A 20946-nucleotide genomic window follows, 5' to 3' on the forward strand; every position below is an offset into this window, starting at 1 on the left:
CCCCTTCCACGCAACAACGACCTTCCGCGCATCGAGGCGCGTACCGCATGCCGATCTCCGCAACGCCCCGTCCATCGGGTTCTTCCAGCAGCCAGGCACCGGTCATGAATGCCCGTGCAGCTCTGGCGGTCGCCACCACCATCTTCTTCATGTGGGGCTTTCTGACCAGCCTCAACGACGTGCTGATCCCGCATCTGAAGGCAGTGTTCGAGCTGAACTACACCCGCGCAATGCTGGTGCAGTTCACCTTCTTCGGCGCGTACTTCCTGATGTCGGTGCCGGCCGGTCGGCTGGTCGCCCGTCTGGGCTACAAGAAGGGCATCATCGCGGGCTTGCTGATCGCAGGCGTGGGCGCGCTGGGCTTCTGGCCATCGGCCGCGCTGCGTACCTATGAAGCGTTCCTTGCTTCGCTGTTCGTGCTGGCCAGCGGCATCACCGTGCTGCAGGTCGCTGCCAATCCCTACGTCGCGCTGCTGGGCCCGGAACAGACCGCATCGAGCCGGCTGACCCTGGCGCAGGCGCTCAATTCGCTGGGCACCACGCTGGCACCGCTGTTTGGTGGCTTCCTGATCCTCAGCACCGCAGTGAAGAGCGGCGATGAGATCGGCGCGATGCCGGTGGCCGAGCAGATCGCCTACCGTGCTGCCGAGGCGCAGTCGGTGCAGGGCCCGTACGTGGGGCTGGCCATCGCACTGGTGCTGTTGGCGGTGTTCGTTTACCTGTTCCGCCTGCCCAGCCTGACTGAATCGACCGAGCAGGCCGACACGGGCCACCACACGCTGCTGGATGCCCTCAAGCAGCCGCACGTGCTGTTCGGCGTGCTGGCCATCTTCTTCTACGTCGGCGCCGAAGTGTCCATCGGCAGCCTGATGGTGAACTACCTGGCACTGCCGGAGATCGGCGGCATGACCGAACAGCAGGCCACGCACTACGTGTCGGCCTACTGGGGCTGCGCCATGGTCGGTCGCTTCGCGGGCGCGTGGCTGCTGGCCAAGTACTCGCCGCGCGGCCTGCTGGCCGGTTTCGCGGTCGCCAATGTGCTGCTGCTGGCCGTCACGTTGGCGTCGGGCGGCAAGGTCGCGCTGTACGGCATCGTGGCGACCGGTCTGTTCAATTCCATCATGTTCCCGACCATTTTCTCGCTGGCCATCGAACGCCTGGGCCCGCTGACCAACAAGGCCTCCAGCCTGCTGATCATGGCCATCGTCGGCGGCGCTATCATCCCGCTGCTGCAGGGCATGCTGGCCGACCGCATCGGCCTGCACCTGAGCTTCGTGGTGCCGGTGATCTGCTACGTCTACATCATCTTCTACGGTCTGGTGGGCTCGCGCCCGCCGGCTGTCCGCACGCACGGAGGCTGAGTCGGAAATGGGTGCCATTGTCTGCTTCGGCGAAATTTTGATCGATCTACTAGCGCAGCCGCCGGCCTCGGCCGATACCCCGCGCGCGTTCCTGCAATACGCCGGCGGCGCGCCGGCCAATGTCGCGGTGGCCGCCGCGCGGCTGGGCGCGAAGACCCAGTTCGTCGGCATGCTGGGCCGTGACATGTTCGGTGACTTCCTGGCCGACAGCCTGGTCGAGCACGGCGTGGGCACGGATTACATCGTGCGTACCGACGCGGCGAAGACCGCGCTGGCCTTCGTCGCGCTGGATGCCAGCGGCGAGCGCAGTTTCAGTTTCTACCGCCCGCCGGCGGCCGACCTGCTGTTCCGTGACGGCGATTTTCAGGCCGCGTGCTTCGACAGCGCACAGTGCTTCCACGTCTGCTCCAACAGCCTGACCGAGCCGGCCATTGCCGAGGCGACCTTCGCCGGCATGGATCGTGCGCGTGCGGCCGGTGCGGTGGTCAGCCTGGACCTCAATCTGCGTCCCGCCCTGTGGCCGGCCAACGAGGACCCGACGCCCCAGCTGTGGCAGGCGCTGGAGCGCGCCGACCTGGTGAAGCTGTCGCGCGAGGAGCTGGACTACCTGGCTGCGCCGCTTGGCGCCGATGGCGAGGCGGCGGTGCTGCGGCGCCTGCTGGCCGCGCAGGCACGCTGGGTGATCGTCACCGATGGTGCGGCCACACTGCATTGGTACACCCGTGACAACCACGGCACGGTCACCAGCTTCCGCGTGGCTACGGTCGATACCACGGCAGCCGGTGATGCCTTCGTCGGCGGCGTGCTGGTCGGCCTGCTGGAGCGGGGTGGGGCGGGTGCGGGTTTCGCCGCGTTCTGCCAGGACCCGGAGGCGATCACCGCCACGTTGCGCTTCGGCGCCGCCGTGGGGGCGCTGGCTGTTACCCGCAAGGGCGCGTTTGCCGCGATGCCCTCGCTCGATGAAGTGCAGCAGCTGCTGCAGGCACAGGACATTACTGCATGAGCACCTCGCCCGATTTCCGTTCGCCCGCGTTCCTGCGCGCGCACATCGCCGATACGATGGCGTTCTACCATCCGCGCTGCATCGATCCGAACGGCGGCTTCTTCCACTACTTCCGTGACGACGGCAGCATCTACGATGCCAGCCATCGCCACCTGGTGAGCAGCACCCGTTTCGTCTTCAACTACGCGATGGCCTACCGCGAGTTCGGCAATGCCGAATACCGCGAGGCGGTCGAGCACGGTGTGCGCTACCTGCGCGAGGTGCACCGCAACCCGGCCACCGGCGGCTATGCCTGGACCCTGCGCGACGGCAAGGTCGAGGACGACATGAACCACTGCTACGGCGTGGCCTTCGTGCTGCTGGCCTACAGCTGCGCGCTGAAGGCCGGTGTCGAGCAGGCCCGCGCGTGGATGGACGAGACCTGGCAGCTGCTGGAGGCGCGCTTCTGGGAGCCACAGCACGGCCTGTACAAGGACGAAGCCGATGGCCAGTGGAACTTCACCGGCTATCGCGGCCAGAACGCCAACATGCACATGTGCGAGGCGATGCTGGCAGCGTTCGAGGCCAGTGGCGAACAGCGCTATGTCGAGCGCGCGCTGCAGCTGGCCGACAACATGACCCGTCGCCAGGCCGCCAAGGCCGGTGGCCTGGTCTGGGAACATTACGATTCCGACTGGGAGATCGACTGGGACTACAACCTGGACGACCCCAAGCACCTGTTCCGCCCGTGGGGCTTCCAGCCCGGCCATCAGACCGAGTGGGCCAAGCTGCTGCTGATCCTCGATCGCCACGTGCAGGCCGACTGGCTGCTGCCGACCGCGCAGCACCTGTTCGATGTGGCCGTGGCGCGCAGCTGGGATGACGCCCGGGGCGGCCTGTACTACGGCTTCGCACCGGAATCGCGCCGGCAGCCGGGCATGGATGGCGCGCCGATCGGTGGCGACAGCTTCGTCTGCGACGACGACAAGTACTTCTGGGTGCAGGCCGAAACGCTGGCCACCGCCGCACTGATGGCCAAGCGCACCGGTGATGACCGCTACTGGCAGTGGTACGAGCGCATCTGGGCGTACTCGTGGGAGCACTTCGTCGACCATCAGTACGGCGCCTGGTTCCGCATCCTCGATGCCGACAACCGCAAGTACAGCGACGAGAAGAGCCCGGCCGGCAAGGTGGATTACCACACCATGGGTGCGTGCTACGAAGTGTTGAACGTCGTGCGCTGAAGATCGCTCGAATGCAGTAGTGCCAGGCCATGCCTGGCAATCTGAAATCGGTAGCGCCGGGCCACGCCCGGCGGAAAAACAGGAGCTTCGCGTGCATCGTCTTTCCCTCGTTGTCCGTTTGCTCCTGCTGCTGATCGCGGCCTCTGTCTTCCCGGCAACTGCAGCGCCTTTGCAGGCACAGTGGGAGTTCCGCATGCTGCCCGGCGATGCCGAGGGCGCAGCCCACCCGGGCCTGCAGCAATGGCGGGCGGCGAAGGTGCCGGGCAGCGTGCACACCGACCTGCTGGCGCATGGGTTGATCCGTGATCCGTACGTTGGTGCGCCTGAGGCCGAACTGCAATGGATCGGCCTGGCTGCTTGGGAGTACCGCGCCCGCTTCGACGTGGATGCGGCGACACTGGCCAAGCCTAATGCAGAGCTGCGCTTCGATGGGCTGGATACCTATGCCGAAGTCAGCCTCAACGGCAAGCGGCTGCTGCGCGCGGACAACGCGCACCGCACCTGGCGCGCGCGCGTGGAAGGACGTCTGCGTGCGAAGGACAATGAACTGCAGATCGTGTTCCGCTCACCGATCCGCACGCTGCTGCCGGGCGTACAGGCGATGCCGCACAAGATCGCCGGAAACTATCCTTCGCCCTATGGGGACGAGCCCAAAGACGCGATGGTCGGCAACTTCGCACGCAAGCCGGCCTACCACTTCGGCTGGGACTGGGGCCCGCGCTATGTCACCGCCGGCGTGTGGCGTGGGGTCGACCTGCAGGCCTGGGATACGCACCGCCTGACCGATCTTGCCGTGCGCACCGATGCGTTGAGCGCGGAACAGGCGAAGCTGGCGGTGTTGCTGCAGGTGGAGCAGGGCAACGCTGCCGGTTCTGCGGTGATCAATGTCGATGTGCGCGATCCGCAGGGTCGCAGCGTGGCCCAGGTGCAGCGCACGGTGCTGCTGAAGCCCGGCCAGAACAGTGTCGAACTACCGGTCGAACTGGCCAAGCCGCAGCGCTGGTGGCCGGTCGGCCACGGTGCACAGGACCGCTACACGGTGCAGGCCCGCCTGGACGGTGGCGCCGATGCAACGCGGGTGCGCGAGCAGCGCATCGGCCTGCGCACGGTCGAACTGCGCCGCGAGGAAGACGGCAAGGGCGGGCAGGGCTTTGCCTTCGTCATCAACGGCGTGGAGATCTTTGCCAAGGGCGCCAACGTCATTCCGTTCGATGCCTTCCCCGCACGCGTCGATGCAGCGCGCCTGCGCCAGGTGCTGACCGCCGCGCGCGACGCGAACATGAACATGCTGCGCAACTGGGGCGGCGGCTATTACGAGGACGATGCGTTCTTCGACATCGCCGACGAGCTGGGCCTGCTGGTCTGGCAGGACTTCATGTTCGGTGGTGGCATGCAGCCGGGCTACGATCCGGCCTTCCGCGCCAGCGTGGTAGCCGAAGCGCGCGATAACGTGCGCCGCCTGCGCCATCACCCCAGCATCGTGCTGTGGTGTGGCAACAACGAAGAAGAGACCGCCTGGAAGGACTGGGGCCATGGTCGCGACCTGAAGGCGGCTGATCCGGCGTTTGCGGCGAAGGTGTGGCAGGGCTATGTCGACCTGTTCGGCAACGACCTGCGCCAGGTGGTCGGCGAGGAGGGGTTGGGCGTGCCGTACTGGTCCAGTTCGCCCAGCAACGACCTGGATGAAAAGGCGAACGATTCCACCCGCGGCGACAAGCACTACTGGCAGGTCTGGGGCAATCCGGCGCTGCCGGTGCAGGCTTACCTGCGCGAGACCCCGCGCTTCATGTCCGAATACGGACTGCAGGCGTGGCCATCCGTGGCGACGGTGGACCAGATCGCGACCCGCGCCGAGCAGCGCATCGACAGCCCGGTGGTTCGCGCGCACCAGAAGTTCATGGCCGGCGAGGGCAACAGCCGCCTGCTGCACTACATCGAGCTGGGGTACGGCACGCCGAAGGACTTCGAGGACTTCGTCTACCTCAGCCAGGTGATGCAGGCCGATGGCATCGCGCTGGCGGCGCTGCATCATCGCGCCTCGCGACCGTACACGATGGGTTCGTTGTACTGGCAGCTCAACGACGTCTGGCCGGGTGCTTCATGGTCCAGTGTGGACTACTTCGGTCGGTGGAAGGCGCTGCACTTCGCCGCGCGGCGCTTCTTCGCGCCGGTCACGCTGGCGGCATTGCGTGATGAGGGCAGTACGCGGGTGCGCCTGATCAATGATGGCGCTGCTGCAGATGCACGTTGGCGGTTGCGGGTGATGGATGTGGACGGCAAGGTGCTGCGTCGTCGCGAGGACACGGTGACGTTGACGGCGGCGGGTGTCACCGCGATCGGTGATTTCCGCGATGCCGAGCTGCTGGCCGGTGCCGATCCGAGGCGCACGGTGGCCGTGTTCGAGCTGCTGCAGAACGGGGCGGTGAGTGCTCGCCAGGTGGTCGGATTCGTCGAAGCCAAGGATCAGGTGTTGCCGCGGCAGAAGCTCAAGGCCACCTTGTCCATCGAAGGCGACCACTACCGTCTGCGGCTGGAAAGCGCGGCTTACGTGCGCGCGACGTGGATCGATTTCGGTGCGTTGGATGTGCAGGTCGAAGACAACCTGCTGGACCTGTTGCCCGGCGAAACCCGGGACATTGCAGTGCGTGGTCCGGTGGATCTGACGACGCTGCGCGAAGCGTTGAAGCTAAAAACTCTCAACGACCGTTGAGCAAAAAAGGGGACGGAGGGGATTAAGTCGTTTGTGGCCCATGTGTGCCACAAACGACTTAATCCCCTCCGTCCCCTTTTTCTTCTTTACAGCTGGATCTGCTGGAAGTTCTCGACCCGCTCGTGGCCGTTGGCGGGCTGGCCGGTGCGCGGCAGAGGGTAATCATCCAGGCGATCAACCAGGCGGGTCTGCAGGCCGGCTTCACGAGCGGCATCCAGTTCTTCCACCACATCGGACAGGAACAGGATCTCGCCGGCCGGCACGCCAATGGCCTGCACGATGCGGCGGTAGCTGTCGGCCTCGCGCTTGCCACCCACTTCGGTATCGAACCAGCCGGACACCAGCGGGCTGAGGTCACCCGCATCGCTGAAGCCGAAGAACAGCTTCTGCGCCGGCACCGAGCCGGAGGAGTACACGTACAGCGGCAGGCCGGAGGCGTGCCAGCCCTTCAGCACCGGCGCCACTTCCGGGTAGAAGTGTGCAGTGTAATCGCCGCGACGGTAGCCCTCGTCCCAGATCAGGCCCTGCAGTGCCTTCAGTGCAGTGTGCTTGCGGTCCTGGTCGATCCAGCCCTGCAGCGTCTCGGCCACCAGGCTGTCCTGGCAGGCGCCGCCGATCTCGGTAGCCACCGCGTCCAGCCAGCGGCGGACCTCCGGTTGCTGGCCATGTTCGGCGACGTACGCCGGCAGGGCCTTGCGGGCATAGGGGAACAGCACGTTCTTGACGAACGAGATGCTGCTGGTGGTGCCTTCGATGTCGGTCAGGATGACGCGGGGCTGCATGGATCAGGACGCCTGGGTAGGTACGTAACGGGGGAATTTCTGCGCGATGTCGGTGCCGGTGAAATGGCCGACCCAGCCGTCCGGCTCGGTGAAGAAGCGGATTGCCACGAAGCTCGGCTCATCGCCCATGTCGAACCAGTGGGTGGTGCCATCGGGCACGGCGATCAGGTCGTCCTTCACGCACTCGATCTCATAGACCTTGTCGGCCACATGCAGGGTGAACAGGCCGGAGCCGGCGACGAAGAAGCGCACCTCGTCTTCTTTGTGGAAGTGCTCGTCGAGGAATTTCTTGCGCAGCTCGGCGCGGTTCGGGTTGTCCGGCGCAATCGAGGCTACGTCCACGCTTTTGAAGCCGCGCTCGGCGACCAGGCGATCGATGTCGGCGCGGTAGGCTGCAAACACTTCATCCTGGCTGGCGCCCGGCGCGACCGGTGCGGTGGCCTGCCAGCGCTCGAAGGTGACGCCGATCTTCTGCAGTTCGGCAGCGATGATCGCGCCGTCCTGGGTGTCCAGCAGCGGTGATTCGGGGCGGGTGTCGTCGTAGATGCGCAGTCGGCTCATGGCGGCAGCTTGAACGTCTCGGGGGGAAGACAGGGTAGCAGGGTGGGGACGGGGTGCAGATTCCGGATCGGCATCTGCACCTGCACGCAGGCTCAGCCGCGCAGCTTGCGCAGCTCGAGCTCGCAGTGGAACAGGAACTCGAACGCTTCCATGTGGCGGCGGGCCTCGGCCATGTCGCGGCCCCAGGCGTACAGGCCGTGGCCGTCGATCAGGTAGCCCCACAGGGGCTGGGTGTCGAGCAGTGCATCAACCTGCGCCGACAGCACGTTCATGTCCTGGGTGTTGGCGAACACCGGCACATCGATGGCCATCTCGTGGGTGCTGTTGCCGGCGAAGGCCTTCAGCAGCTCGTAGCCTTCCAGCCGGATATGGCCCTGCGGCGCATACAGGCGCGAGGCGATGGTCTGTACCGGCGAATGGGTGTGCAGCACGCAACCCACTTCGGGGAAGCGGCGGTACAGCTGGGTATGCAGCAGGGTTTCGGCGGACGGGCGCAGCGGGCGACCGACGGCCTGGCCGTCGAAGTCCACCACCATGATGTCGTCCTCGATCAGGCGGCCCTTGTCCTTGCCCGAGACGGTGATCGCAGCGTGGCGGTCGTCCAGGCGGTGGGAGAAGTTGCTGCTGGTGGCCGGGGTCCAGCCGGCGTGGGCCAGTTCGCGGACGTTGTCGATCAGCAGCTGGGCCAGTTCGCTCAGGCGCGCGGTGTCGTACGGGAAGGTGGGGGCGTTCATGCCGGTGATTTTACTGGATTCGGCTCGTCGCTGGACCTGCGCAGCAGCGGCGGACCCGCTGAGCGTGCAAGGCGCGGCAGCGCATTGTCACAGGGCCTGCAGGATTTGGATCGAGGCAGGCACAGCGCTGGCTGAATGGGGGAAGCCGGCAGCGCGTTGGAAGCGATTCCGGTCGTGGACAGCCTTCACGCTTCGAAACACCATCGAGTGGCCGCAGAGATTCCGGCGAGCGCCAAGGACAGGAGTATTTCGATGATCGCGCGCGCGATGGGAGTGGTGGGGGTGATCGGTGTCGTGCTGGCCTGCAGTGGCTGCACGATGGAATGGGTGAAGATGGATGCGGGAGCACGGCCATTCGGCCCCGCCCACTCGAGTTGCGCGGCGCGGGCCGACGATCACTGGCCGGTGAGGAATGAAGTGGCCACGCGCACCGTCTACGAGGACCGCAAGGTGCCCTGCAGGCTCGATGAAGTCTGCACGATCGACGGCAAGTACAACATGGTGCCGATGCCGAAAGAGGAGAGCTACATCGTGGACGTCAATGCGTCCGACCGCGGCAGCGAGTTCCGGGGCTGCATGGCCGGCGCAGGCTGGCAACAGCAGCTCATCTGGTTCAATCGTCGCTAGGCGAGGCGGGTGCCTCGCACCAGGACGTGGGAGGGCAGGGCCGCTGTGGCCCTGCCGCTCTTACTTGCCCCGCAGACGGCTGTGCCTGAACCCGTAGCAGAAATAGATCACGAAACCGACGAAGGTCCACACACCCATCAGCATCCAGTTGTGCATCGTCATCGCCGACAACAGTGCCAGGCAGCTCAGCACGCCCAGGCTGCAGATCAGCCACGCCATCGGCATGCGGAACGGCCGCGGCAGGTCCGGTTGGGTACGGCGCAGGATCAGCACGCCGGCGCACACGGCCGCGAACGCGATCAGCGTGCCCATCGAGGTCAGCTCGCCGAGGATGTCCAGCGGGAACAGCGCCGCCAACAGCGCGATGCCGATGCCGGTGATCACGGTGTTGATGTGCGGGGTGCGGTACTTCGGGTGGATCTTGGTGAATACCGGCGGCAGCAGGCCGTCGCGCCCCATGATCATGAAGATGCGCGGCTGGCCGATGATCATCACCAGCACCACCGAGGACAGGCCGACCAGCGCGCCGACCTCGACCACCCAGCGCAGCCAGCCCAGCTGCGGATGCGCGGCCACGGCAGTCACCACCGGCTCATCGGTGCCCAGCAGCTGGAACGGCACCAGGCCGGTCATCACCGCGGCCATCGCGATGTACAGCACGGTGCAGATCACCAGCGACAGCATCATGCCGAACGGCATGTCGCGCTGCGGGTTCTTCGACTCCTGCGCCGCCACCGACACCGCCTCGAAGCCGATGTAGGCGAAGAACACCATCGCCGCGCCACGCAGCACGCCTTCCATGCCGTACTTGCCGGGGCCTTCGTTGGCCGGGATGAACGGGGTCCAGTTGCTGGTGTCCACGTACTTCCAGCCGACCACGATGACCAGCACGATCAGGCCGGTCTTGAGCACGACCATCGCCATGTTCATCGCCGAGGACTTGCTGATGCCGACGTAGCACAGCCAGGTCAGCAGCAGCACCAGTGCGGCGGCCGGCAGGTTGGCGATCGCGCCGGTGGGGCGCAGCTGTGCGTCGAGCGGGGCACTGACCAGCGCCGCCGGTAGATGGATGTCGAACTGGCTGAGCAGGCTGAGGAAATAGCCGGTCCAGCTGACCGCGACCGCCGAGGCGGAGACGCCGTATTCGAGCACCAGCATCCAGCCGATGAACCAGGCCGAGAGCTCGCCGAAGGTGGCGTAGGTGTAGGTGTAGGCGCTGCCGGAGACCGGCACCATCGAGGCGAACTCGGCATAGGCCAGCGCGCAGAAGGCGCAGCAGATGGCGGCCAGCACGAAGGACAGCATGATCGCCGGGCCGGCGTGGTTGGCGGCGGCCTGGCCGGTGATGACGAAGATGCCGCCGCCGATCACCGCGCCGATACCCAGGGCGGTCAGGCCCCAGGGGCCGAGGTGGCGGCGCAGGCTAAGGCCGTTGGCGTCTTCATGGGCGGCATGCGGGTGCTTGGTGGCCCACAGTTGCTTGAACATGTGTGGTGGTCTTGTCGAAGCGCGCCGTCAGGGGCGCGCAGGGAAAACGGACGGGCCGGCACGAGGCCGGCCCGTAGGCGGATCAGGGCGACTTGGCCAGCTTGCTGTTGCGGATGCCGTAGCCCAGGTAGATCAGCAGGCCGAGCAGCGTCCAGCCGACGAACAGGTGCCAGTGCACCACGAACGCCTGCCAGAACAGGAACAAGCAGGTGGCTGCACCCAGCGGGCAGATGATCCACACCATCGGCACGCGGAACGGGCGGTGCAGGTCCGGCTTGGAATAGCGCAGCACCAGCACGCCGATGCAGACCGTGGCGAACGCCAGCAGGGTGCCCATCGAGACCAGTTCGCCCAGCACGTTCAGTGGCACCAGGCCGGCCAGCGCGGCGGCGATCACGCCGACCACGATGGTGGCGACGTACGGGGTGCGGAAGCGGGCGTGGACCTTGCCGAAGAACTTCGGCAGCAGGCCATCGCGGGAGATGGTGTAGGCGATGCGGGTCTGGCCCATCATCATCACCAGCACCACCGAGGACAGGCCGGCGATGGCGCCGATCTCGACCAGGGTCTTCAGCCAGGACAGGGTCGGGTAGGGCTCCAGCGCGGTGGCCACCGGCTTGTCAGTGCCCAGCAGGTGGTACGGCATCATGCCGGTCAGCACCGCACAGACGATGATGTAGACGATGGTGCACACGGCCAGCGAACCGAGCAGGCCGATCGGCATGTTCCGCTGCGGATCCTTGGTTTCGCCGGCGGCGGTGGAGACCGCATCGAAGCCGATGTAGGCGAAGAACACGATGGTGGCCGCGCGGAACACGCCGCTCCAGCCGAATTCACCCGGCACGCCGGTGTTTTCCGGGATGAACGGCTGCCAGTTGGCCGGGTCGATGTGGGCCGCGCCGATGCCGATGAACAGGCAGATGACGGTGACCTTGATCGCCACGATGATCGCGTTGACGAAAGCCGACTGGGTCACGCCCACGTACAGCAGGCCGGACACCGCCGCCACGATCAGCACCGCCGGCAGGTTGAACAGCTTGCCGGAGGCGATGAACTCGCTGCCGGTCCAGGCAATGGGGGCTGCGCTGAGTGCATCCGGGAACGGCATGTGCAGCGTGGTGGTGATGAAGCTGATCAGGTATGCCGACCAGCCCACCGCGACCGAGGCCGAGGCGAACAGGTACTCCAGCACCAGGCACCAGCCGATGAACCAGGCCATGCCTTCGCCGAGGGTGGCGTAGGAATAGGAGTAGGCGCTGCCGGAGACCGGCATCATCGCCGCGAACTCGGCGTAGCACAGGCCCGCCAGGGCGCAGGCGAAACCGGCGATGACGAACGACAGCATCACTGCCGGGCCAGCGTGGTTGGCTGCGGCCTGGCCGGTCAGCACGAAGATACCAGCGCCGATCACCGCACCCACGCCAAGCAGGATGAGGTGTTTAGCCGTGAGGGTCCGTTTCAACGTGGCTTCGCCGTCCAGGCTGCCTTCGATGGGTTCGCCGGCATCGACGTGCCCGGCCGGCTGGACCGGCTTGACCCTCAACAGAGCTTTCAGCATGCAGTACTTCCTAGTGATCGGATTGGGTGGGCCGCCGATACGTTGCCGGCAACCCTGGAATGGTGAAGGCCGCGCGAACGGCCCGCTGTACCTTAGCCAAAGCTGAAGCCAACGCACAAGCGCAATCGCAACAATGAACGGCGATAATGAGCAGTATTTTTCCAAACGCCGCCCATTCATGAGCCAGACTGCCGAAACCCTTGCCGTGCTTGACGATCGCTTGCGTGGCCTGCTGCGGGACTATGCCCGTCGTGAGCCTGCCCACGACGCACTGGCTGCCGAATTCGGCACATTGCTGGACGATCCGGAAGATCCGTTCCGGCGTGAACGGCTGGCCGGGCACTTCACCGCCAGCTGCTGGCTGGTCAGCGCCGATGGCCAGCGCCTGCTGTTGACCCATCACCGCAAGCTGCAGCGTTGGCTGCAGCTGGGCGGCCACGCCGACGGCGACCGCGACCTGGCCCAGGTGGCGCTGAAGGAAGCCGAGGAGGAGTCCGGCCTGAGCGGCCTGGTGCTGGAAGACCCGGCCATCTTCGATCTGGACAAACATTGGATTCCGGACCGCAAGGACGTACCGGGGCACTGGCATTACGACGTGCGTTTCGTGATCCGCGCGCTGGGCGGCGAAGCCTTCGTGCTCAGCGAGGAATCGCTGGACCTGGCCTGGCGGCCGGTGACCGAAGTCGCGGCCGACCCGGAATCGGACGAATCGATGCAACGCATGGCACACCGCTGGTTGGCGCGTTGAAGAAAAAGGGGACGGAGGGGATTAAGTCGTTAATGCATAAACGACTTAATCCCCTCCGTCCCCTTTTTTGCTCAGTACAGAATTCGCGTGCGCAGCGTGCCCGCAATCGCGGCCAGCTCGTCGCGCACGGCAGCGGCCTGTTCCTCGCTGGCGGTGATGTCGATCACCACGTAGCCCACCTTCGGGTCGGTGCGCAGGAACTGGCCGTCGATGTTGACGTTGTGTCGCGAGAAGATCTCGTTGACCTTGGACAGCACGCCCGGCACGTTCTGGTGGATGTGCAGCAGGCGCAGGCTGTCGGCGTGCTCGGGCAGGGTCACTTCGGGGAAGTTGACCGCCGACAGGGTGCTGCCGTTGTCGCTGTAGCGCACCAGCTTGGCCGCCACTTCCACGCCGATGTTGTCCTGCGCTTCCAGCGTGCTGCCACCCACGTGCGGAGTCAGGATGACGTTGTCGTGGCGGGTCAGCGGCGATTCGAAGATATCGCCGTTGCCCTTCGGCTCGACCGGGAACACGTCCAGCGCGGCGCCGCCGACGTGGCCGCTGGCCAGGGCTGCATCCAGTGCATCGATGTCGACCACGGTGCCGCGCGCGGCGTTGATCAGGTGCGCGCCCTTCCGCATCTTCGCCAGCTCGGTGCTGCCGATCATCCACTGCGTGGACGGGGTCTCCGGCACGTGCAGGGTGACGATGTCGGCACGCGCCAGCAGGTCGTCCAGACTGGCCGCGGCGCGGGCATTGCCCAGCGCCAGCTTGGTTTCCACGTCGTGGAAGATCACCTGCATGCCCAGCGATTCGGCCAGCACGCCGACCTGGGTGCCGATGTGGCCATAGCCGATGATGCCCAGCGTCTTGCCGCGCACTTCATGGCTGCCGCTGGCCGACTTCGACCAGCCGCCACGGTGGCATTCGGCGTTCTTCTGCGGAATGCCACGGGTCAGCATGATCGCTTCGGCAATGACCAGCTCGGCCACGCTGCGGGTGTTGGAGTACGGCGCGTTGAACACCGGGATGCCGGCCAGCTCGGCCGCGTCCAGGTCGACCTGGTTGGTGCCGATGCAGAAGCAGCCCACCGCGATCAGGCGCTTGGCCTCGGCCAGCACCTCGGCACTGAGCTGGGTGCGCGAGCGGATGCCGACGATGTGCGCCTCGGCGATGCGCGCCTTCAGTTCGTCTTCGGGCAGCGCCTTGGTGTGCGCCTCGATCTGGCTGTAGCCGGCGGCGCTGAACACCTCCACGGCGGTCTGGCTGACCCCCTCCAGCAACAGTACGCGGATATCCTGCTTCGGGAACGAGGTCTTCTTCGGCGACATGGGGCAACACGGCCAGTGGGACAGGGGCTGACCACTATGCCAGATCGAAGCGCCCATGGTGCAGTGCGCAATTGGTTGCATCCGTAGCTATCCGCAGCGCGGCGGGGCTGGACGCTGGCGCGTGCCGCTGGCACGCTTGCCCGTTCTTCACGCACCGCGCTGGACTGTCATGACCGATTCCCGCATTGCCTCGCTGCAGCAGGCCTGTCCCGGCCTGAAGCTGAAGACCGACCCGGCCGACCTGGAGCATTACGGGCGCGACTGGACCCGGCGCTGGACGCCGGCGCCGCTGGCGATCGCACTGCCGGCCACGGTCGAGGAGGTGCAGGCGGTGATGCGTTGGAGCGCAGGCGAGGGCGTGGCCGTAGTGCCATCCGGCGGCCGCACCGGCCTCTCCGGTGGCGCGGTGGCCGCCAACGGCGAACTGGTGCTCAGCCTGGAACGGATGAACAAGGCGCTGGCCTACGACGCGGTCGATCGCACCCTGGTGGTGCAGGCCGGCATGCCGCTGGAGGCCGTGCACAACGCCGCGCTGGACCACGGCCTGATCTACCCGGTGGATTTCGCTGCGCGCGGGTCGTGCACGATCGGCGGCAACATCGCCACCAATGCCGGCGGCATCCGCGTGATCCGCTACGGCAATACCCGCGAGTGGATCGCCGGGCTGAAGGTGGTCACCGCCAGTGGCGAGTTGCTCGAGCTCAACAAGGGCCTGATCAAGAACTCCAGCGGCTATGACTTCCGCCAGCTGCTGATCGGCTCGGAGGGTACGCTGGGCGTGATCGTCGAGGCGACAGTGAAGCTGACCGACCCGCCGCCGGCCAGCAACGTGATGCTGCTCGCACTGCCCAGCTTCGAAGTGCTGATGCAGGTGTTTGCTGCGTTCCGCGCGCGCCTGCAGCTGCAGGCCTTCGAATTCTTCACCGACCGCGCACTGGAGCACGTGCTGGCGCACGGTGCCCAGGCGCCGTTCGATGAGGTGCATCCGTACTACGTAGTCACCGAATTCGCCGCCAATGATGAAGCGCAGGAAGCGGCGGCGATGGCGGCCTTCGAGGACTGCATGGGCAACGGCTGGGTCAGCGATGGCGTGATCAGTGCCAGCGACGCCCAGGCCGCCCAGTTGTGGCGCCTGCGCGAAGGCATCACCGAATCGCTGGCGCGCTACAAGCCCTACAAGAACGACGTTTCGGTGCGGATCTCGGCGATGCCGGCGTTCCTGGCCGAGACCCAGGCATTGATCGGGCAGGCCTACCCGCATTTCGACGTGGTCTGGTTTGGCCACATCGGCGACGGCAACCTGCACATCAACGTGCTCAAGCCCGATGACACCAGCGACGCCGATTTCGTGGCGCAGTGCGAGCAGGTGACCAAGCTGCTGGCCCAGGTGCTGGCGCGCTTTGACGGCAGCATCTCGGCCGAGCATGGCATCGGCCTGGTCAAGAAGGGCTACCTGGACAGCACCCGCGGCCCGGCCGAGATCGCGCTGATGAAGGCGGTCAAACATGCGTTCGATCCCCAAGCGCGGCTGAATCCCGGCAAGCTGTTCGACGTTTGAGCCGGGCAAATCCTTCACGCACCCGTTACGCTCCACGCTTCCTCACAACCGGCTTCGAACCGATGACCCGTCCGCTTCTGCTGCTCGCCCTGCTGTCCCTGCCGCTGGCCGGCTTCGCTTCCAGCTTCGCCGGCACGTCGGCCGGTTCGGCGACCGGTGCCTCCTCCGGTTCCTCGGGCAGCAGCTCGGGTGACGACAAGGTGGTGCTGGCTGCACGCGACGATGCCGCTGCGTTTGTCGCCAGCGATGGCCAGATCCGTGGCGCCCGCCTGCAGGCCGCGCTGGTCCACCTGCGTGAGCAGAGCGCTGCCGCACAGCAGCAGAGCGATCTGGAACTGGCTCGCGCGCTGCTGGCGCGTTGATCCCGCCTTCGGGTAGTGCCGGCCGCTGGCCGGCAACGCCATGACATCTGCACGGAACGCAGCCACGCATGGCGTGGCTCTACTGCTGATCGCTCACGTCGCGCACGCCGCTGATCGCCTGCAGCTTGATCCGTCCGGTCTCGATCCGGCACAGGAGCAGCTCGCCAGCCAGACCTTGGCCGACGTGCAGGCACTGCTGCCTGATGGCCTGCTGCGCGCATTGCCGGCCCAGGTCCAGGTGCGCTGGAGTGATGACCTGCCGGCCGATGTGCACGGCCGCGCTTTTGCCGGGCGCATCGCCCTGCGTCGTGAGTTGCTGGATGATGCCGTGCCCGGCGCGCGCCGCGCACGCCGCAGCGCGCTGGTGCACGAACTGACCCATGTTGCCGACCGTACGGGGGCGAACTGGTCGCGCAGTGTGCGCTGGCGTGATCTGGCCGGATGGCAGCGCAAGCCCTGGCATCTCGGCCGTGGTGGCAACGACTTCCGTGACCGTAGTCCGGATGCCTATGAGCTGAAGGACCCGGCCGAGTACCTGGCAGTGAACGCCGAGCATTTCGTGCTCGATGGCGAGTTTGCCTGCCGGCGCCCGGCGCTGGCGCAGTGGTACCAGGCCCATTTCGGAACCCCGCCATCGCTGCCGCAGTCGCACTGCGCGGCCACGTTGCCATTGCTGCAGGCCGAATCGGAAGAGGGTGCGGCATCGCTGCTGCAGCTCGATCCCTCGCGTGTCTACGCCGTGGATTACCTGTTCGCCGAAGGTAGTGCGCAGCCGATGAGCCGCTGGGGCCACAGCATGCTGCGGCTGGTGATCTGCCGGCCGGGCCGTGCGCCGGGGCCGGACTGTCGCCTGGACCTGGAATATCACCGCGTGCTGTCGTTCCGCGCATTCGTGGGCGATGTGCAGATTTCCAACTGGCGTGGCCTGACCGGTGGCTATCCGTCGCGCCTGTTCGTGCTGCCGCTGCAGCAGGTGGTGGACGAGTACACCAAGGTGGAACTGCGTGGGTTGCAGTCGCTGCCGTTGCAGTTGTCGCCCGGCGAGATCGCCAGCCTGCTCGAGCGCACTGCACAGGTGCACTGGAGCTATGACGGGCGCTATTACTTCGTCAGCAACAACTGCGCGGTGGAAACCGCAAAGCTGCTGCAGGCGGGTGTGCCGCGCCTGGGCGAGGCCGGGCTGGCGCAACTGAGTCCGCGCGGGTTGAAGCGCAGGCTGTCCCGGCTGCAGGTGCTGGACGAACAGGTGCTGACGGACCGCAATGCAGCGCAGGCGCAGGGCTACTATTTTGCCTCGGCGCGCGATCACTATCAGCAGTTGTTCGCGGTGGCGAGCTCACAGCTGGGGCTGCCGGTGCACGATGTGCGCGGCTGGCTGAAGTTGCCCGCACGACAGCGTGCGCCGTGGCTGCTGCAGGGTGACCTGCGTGCCAGCGCCGGGCTGCTGCTGCTGGAACAGGCTGCGCAACGCCGCGCCGAACTGCGCGCGCGCGATGTGCTGAAACGGCGCTTGCTGGCGGCACCGGACAGTGCCGAGACTCGCGGCCTGCGCCAGCTGCTGGAGCAGGGTGGGCAATGGCTGCGCCCGGGTACGCTGCTGGTCGACGATGGCTACGGGTTGCCGCTGGCCGATGAGCAGGCGGTGCTGGCCGAAGCGGTTGCCACTGCCAGTGCAGAGGCGGTGCCGGCCTGGCAGGCGCTGCGCGTGCAGCTGCGCCAGCAGTTGCCGGTGGGCCAGCGCAACGAGATGGATGCGATCGATGCCAACCTCGCCGCACTCGGCGCGCGCCTGCGGGAACAGGCAGCCACGCCCGCTACTGGCGCGGCAGCTCGATGACGAAACGGCTGCCACCGGCGTTGCCCGTCGTGCAGTAGACGCGACCGCCGTGCGCATCGGCAATGGCCTTGACCACCGCCAGGCCGAGGCCGCTGCCACCGCCCTGGCGTGAACGCGAGCCGTCGGCACGCATGAACGGGCTGAAGATGTCGGCGTGCAGCTCCGGATCGATGCCCGGGCCCTCATCCTCGATCGCCACCTGCACATGGCCCGGTGTGTCATGCACGGCAATCCGTACCTTGCCCGGGCTGGCGTAGCGGCGCGCGTTTTCCAGCAGCGCCAGCAGCGCCTGGCGCAGGCGCGTGGGGTCGCAGTGCGCGTTGTGTTCCTCGCGGCTGGTTTCCAGCTCCAGCACGAAGCCGGCGGCGCGGAACTGCGGATCGACCAGGGTCATCACCGAATGCACTTCGGCCACCACATCGGTGCGCGCGCGGCGTACGTCCAGCCGCGCGTTGTCGGACAGGCTCAGCACGCGCAGATCCTCGATCAGGCGCGAGAGGCCCTCGACCTGCGCCAGCAGGCTGCGGAACTGGGATTCGTCCGGCTGGAACACGCCCTCGGCCAGCCCCTGCAGACGCCCGCGCAGGATCGTCACCGGGGTCCGCAGTTCATGGGCGATGGCCGCATGCCACATCGCACGCTCGCTCTCCATGTGCTGCAGGCGGCGCGCCATCGCATTGAAATCCTCGACCAGGGTGGCCACTTCGCCCGGTGAGTTTTCCTCGACGCTGGCGCGCGCACCGAGGTCGCCGCCGGCGAGCGCGCGCACGCTGTCGACCAGCGAATTCAAGGGCGACAGGATGCGGTGGGCAAGGCGGAACGAGGCGGCGATGGCCAGTGCCAGGCCGGTCAGGATCACCCCGACCATCCATGCCAGCTCCGGCCCGGTCGGCAGCCAGCTTTCCGGCTCTTCGGCACTGCCGGGGAAGAACTCGACCAGCACCGCGTACAGCAGCCACGACGACAGGATCATCATCACGATGACGCCGATCACCATCAGCGACATCGAGACGATGATGTGGCGGCTGAGCCCGGAGCGGCGCAGGCGGGCCATCAGCGGTCGGCCATCAACCGGTAGCCGACACCGCGCACGCTGGCCGGAACATTGACCATGCCCACTTCATCCAGCTTGCGGCGCAGCTTGCTGACATGGCTGTCGACCGTGCGCTCCAGCGCCTCGCTTTCCGGCAGGCATTCGTGCATCAGTTCGCTGCGGCTGAAGATGCGGGTCGGCGCCAGCGCCATGCAGTGCAGCAGCTTGAACTCGGTGAGCGTGAGCAGCACTTCGTGGCTGTAGCCGTCGCCTTCCACATGCACGGCATGGGTAGCCGAGTCGATCAGCAGCGGGCCCGCCCGCAGCGCGGTCGGTGCGTCCACGCGCGAGGCGCGCAACGTACGGCGCAGCACGGCGCGCACGCGCGCTGCCACCTCGGCTGGATTGAACGGCTTGACCACGTAGTCGTCGGCGCCCATGCGCAGTGCGGTCAGCTTGTCCAGGTCCTGGTCCAGCGCGGTCAGCATGATCACCGGCGTTTCGCCGCGCTGGCGCAGCTGGGTCAGCACGCTCCAACCATCCAGGCGCGGCAGCTGTACATCGAGCAGGACCAGGTCGGGGCGGGCGCTGCGGTGCAGGTCCAGTGCGCTGTGGCCGTCGGCGGCGCGCAGCGTACGCAGTCCTTCGCGTTCCAGATAGGCGGTGAGAATGTCGGCGATCTCGGCCTCATCCTCGACGATCAGGACGAGGGCGGCGAGGGCAGGGGCGGCATGCATGCAGGGGCGGGGCCTTAAGGTGCTTGCCTCCATCGTATCTCCACAGTTCCTCCATCGAAACCCCATCATCGCCACGCACACTCTGCGCTTCAGAACCTATCAGCCGCCCGCGCGGCATTGTGCACAGCAATGAGAACCTTCAGGACTCCGGTCGCGTTGATCGCGGCCCTCGCCCTGGCCATGACGGCCTGTTCCGCCCCCGAAGCCACGCCCGAAGCAACGCCACGCGTCAGCGTGGTCACCGTCGGCCCGCAGGTGGTGCAGCGCGATGACGAACTCCCCGGCCGCGTGGCCGCCGTACGCACTGCACAGATCCGTGCCCAGGTGGGCGGCATCGTGCAGCGCCGCCTGTTTGACCAGGGTGCGGAAGTGAGCGCCGGCCAGGCCCTGTTCCAGATCGATCCGGCGGCCTTCCGGGCCGATGTCGACTCGGCACTGGCCGCGCTGCAGCGCAGTGAGGCAGCCCTGGGCCGCAGTCGCGTGCAGTCGCAGCGCCTGCATGCACTGGCCGCCGCACAGGCCGTCAGCCAGCAGCACCGCGACGATGCCAGTGCCGAGTACGAACAGGCCCGTGCCGCGGTGAACGAAGCGCGCGCGATCCTGGCGCGTCGCCAGCTCGACCTGCGCTACGCCACGGTCAGTGCACCGATTGCCGGCCGCATCGACCAGGCGCTGGTGACCGAAGGCGCACTGGTCGGCGTAGCCGATGCCGAGCCGATGGCGGTGGTGCAGCAGATCGACCAGGTCTACGTCGATGTGCGCCAGCCGGCTGCGCAGCTGGAGTCGCTGCAGCGCAGCGCTGCCGGCGGCGGCGAGCTGCCGGTGACGATCATCGGTGCGGCCGGCAAGCCGCTGTCCGAGCGTGGGCAGATGCTGTTCTCCGGCATCAACGTCGATGCGCGTACCGGTGATGTGATCCTCCGTATCCTGGTCGACAACCCGCAGCGCCAGCTGCTGCCCGGCATGTACGTGCGCGCGAAGGTGCCGCGGGGGGCGCCGGCCAGTGCACTGACCGTGCCGCAGCAGGCCGTGCTGCGCAGCGCCGGTGGCCAGGCCTATGCCTGGGTGATCGGCGGCGATGGCAAGGCGGTGATCCGCACGCTGGAGGTCGACGGCAGCGTTGATCGCCAGTGGCTGGTGCGCACGGGCCTGAAGGCCGGCGAGAAGGTGGTGGTCGAGGGCCAGGAACGCCTGCAGGAAGGCGTGGTGGTCGATGCGCGCGACTGGCAGATGCCGGTCGCCAGCGCCGGCGCGGTGCAGGCCGGTAGCAAGGGCTGAGCCTCTACCGGGCTGGTCCCTCCAGGGAAATCC

18 protein-coding genes are annotated in these 20946 nt (G+C 66.9%); 10 read left to right on the top strand and 8 right to left on the bottom strand.

The genetic code is table 11. The features are described from left to right. Positions 1-104: 104 nt before the first annotated feature. From fucP to AC13GF_RS14835, 4 genes are all read left to right on the top strand, one after another. Complete coding sequence (fucP, locus tag AC13GF_RS14820) at positions 105-1361, top strand: L-fucose:H+ symporter permease (protein ID WP_483005113.1); 1257 nt, start codon at positions 105-107, stop codon at positions 1359-1361. Between the two features lie 7 nt (positions 1362-1368). Continuing rightward, entirely contained in the window at positions 1369-2364 is a 996-nt protein-coding gene (locus AC13GF_RS14825; RefSeq protein WP_483005114.1) for a carbohydrate kinase family protein, read from the top strand. After that, on the top strand, positions 2361-3587 hold the full coding sequence (locus AC13GF_RS14830; protein ID WP_483005115.1) for an AGE family epimerase/isomerase: 1227 nt from the start codon (positions 2361-2363) through the stop codon (positions 3585-3587). Before AC13GF_RS14825 ends, AC13GF_RS14830 begins: the two co-directional genes overlap by 4 nt. A 91-nt stretch (positions 3588-3678) precedes the next feature. Then, a complete protein-coding gene (locus tag AC13GF_RS14835) occupies positions 3679-6297 on the top strand; it encodes a beta-mannosidase (RefSeq protein ID WP_483005116.1) in 2619 nt (872 codons plus the stop codon). A gap of 86 nt (positions 6298-6383) precedes the next feature. Here AC13GF_RS14835 and mtnC read toward each other — a convergent pair whose 3' ends face one another. The 3 genes from mtnC to AC13GF_RS14850 form a co-directional block, all read right to left on the bottom strand. Further along, complete coding sequence (mtnC, locus tag AC13GF_RS14840; protein ID WP_483005117.1) at positions 6384-7079, bottom strand: acireductone synthase; 696 nt, start codon at positions 7077-7079, stop codon at positions 6384-6386. A gap of 3 nt (positions 7080-7082) precedes the next feature. Beyond that, positions 7083-7640 carry a 1,2-dihydroxy-3-keto-5-methylthiopentene dioxygenase gene (locus AC13GF_RS14845; protein WP_483005118.1) on the bottom strand — a complete coding sequence of 186 codons (558 nt, stop codon included), beginning with the start codon at positions 7638-7640 and terminating at the stop codon, positions 7083-7085. A gap of 92 nt (positions 7641-7732) precedes the next feature. Beyond that, positions 7733-8374 (bottom strand): methylthioribulose 1-phosphate dehydratase, encoded by a 642-nt coding sequence (locus AC13GF_RS14850; protein ID WP_483005119.1) that lies wholly within the window; start codon positions 8372-8374, stop codon positions 7733-7735. A gap of 252 nt (positions 8375-8626) precedes the next feature. Here AC13GF_RS14850 and AC13GF_RS14855 point away from each other — a divergent pair, with 252 nt between their 5' ends. Continuing rightward, complete coding sequence (locus tag AC13GF_RS14855) at positions 8627-9001, top strand: hypothetical protein (protein WP_483005120.1); 375 nt, start codon at positions 8627-8629, stop codon at positions 8999-9001. Positions 9002-9061: 60 nt separating this feature from the next. Here AC13GF_RS14855 and AC13GF_RS14860 read toward each other — a convergent pair whose 3' ends face one another. After that, positions 9062-10489, bottom strand: a complete 1428-nt coding sequence (locus AC13GF_RS14860) for an amino acid permease (RefSeq protein ID WP_032128776.1) — start codon at positions 10487-10489, stop codon at positions 9062-9064. Positions 10490-10571: 82 nt separating this feature from the next. Further along, entirely contained in the window at positions 10572-12047 is a 1476-nt protein-coding gene (locus tag AC13GF_RS14865) for an amino acid permease (protein WP_126929125.1), read from the bottom strand. A gap of 133 nt (positions 12048-12180) precedes the next feature. On the opposite strand from AC13GF_RS14865, the gene AC13GF_RS14870 reads away from it, so the two are divergent. Then, positions 12181-12795: an NUDIX hydrolase gene (locus tag AC13GF_RS14870; RefSeq protein ID WP_483005121.1), complete on the top strand. Its 615-nt coding sequence runs from the start codon at positions 12181-12183 to the stop codon at positions 12793-12795. 71 nt (positions 12796-12866) lie between these two features. Here AC13GF_RS14870 and serA read toward each other — a convergent pair whose 3' ends face one another. Continuing rightward, positions 12867-14108, bottom strand: coding sequence for a phosphoglycerate dehydrogenase (gene serA / locus AC13GF_RS14875; RefSeq protein ID WP_217015730.1), 1242 nt, complete (start codon positions 14106-14108; stop codon positions 12867-12869). A gap of 169 nt (positions 14109-14277) precedes the next feature. Here serA and AC13GF_RS14880 point away from each other — a divergent pair, with 169 nt between their 5' ends. The 3 genes from AC13GF_RS14880 to AC13GF_RS14890 all read left to right on the top strand — a co-directional run bounded on the left by AC13GF_RS14880 (position 14278) and on the right by AC13GF_RS14890 (position 17865). Then, complete coding sequence (locus tag AC13GF_RS14880) at positions 14278-15666, top strand: FAD-binding oxidoreductase (RefSeq protein WP_483005122.1); 1389 nt, start codon at positions 14278-14280, stop codon at positions 15664-15666. Between the two features lie 62 nt (positions 15667-15728). Next, positions 15729-16028 (top strand): DUF2388 domain-containing protein, encoded by a 300-nt coding sequence (locus AC13GF_RS14885; RefSeq protein ID WP_049447145.1) that lies wholly within the window; start codon positions 15729-15731, stop codon positions 16026-16028. Between the two features lie 40 nt (positions 16029-16068). Beyond that, positions 16069-17865, top strand: a complete 1797-nt coding sequence (locus AC13GF_RS14890; RefSeq protein ID WP_483005123.1) for an Lnb N-terminal periplasmic domain-containing protein — start codon at positions 16069-16071, stop codon at positions 17863-17865. Here AC13GF_RS14890 and AC13GF_RS14895 read toward each other — a convergent pair. Next, positions 17843-18919, bottom strand: coding sequence for an ATP-binding protein (locus tag AC13GF_RS14895; protein ID WP_126929131.1), 1077 nt, complete (start codon positions 18917-18919; stop codon positions 17843-17845). The two genes, AC13GF_RS14890 and AC13GF_RS14895, sit on opposite strands and share 23 nt — an antisense overlap. Then, positions 18919-19635, bottom strand: coding sequence for a response regulator (locus AC13GF_RS14900; RefSeq protein ID WP_180836344.1), 717 nt, complete (start codon positions 19633-19635; stop codon positions 18919-18921). Before AC13GF_RS14900 ends, AC13GF_RS14895 begins: the two co-directional genes overlap by 1 nt. Positions 19636-19764: 129 nt before the next feature. On the opposite strand from AC13GF_RS14900, the gene AC13GF_RS14905 reads away from it, so the two are divergent. After that, positions 19765-20913 (top strand): efflux RND transporter periplasmic adaptor subunit, encoded by a 1149-nt coding sequence (locus tag AC13GF_RS14905; RefSeq protein WP_126929132.1) that lies wholly within the window; start codon positions 19765-19767, stop codon positions 20911-20913. Positions 20914-20946 lie beyond the last annotated feature (33 nt).

Source organism: Stenotrophomonas sp. 22LJNL06-5-1 (assembly GCF_056861455.1).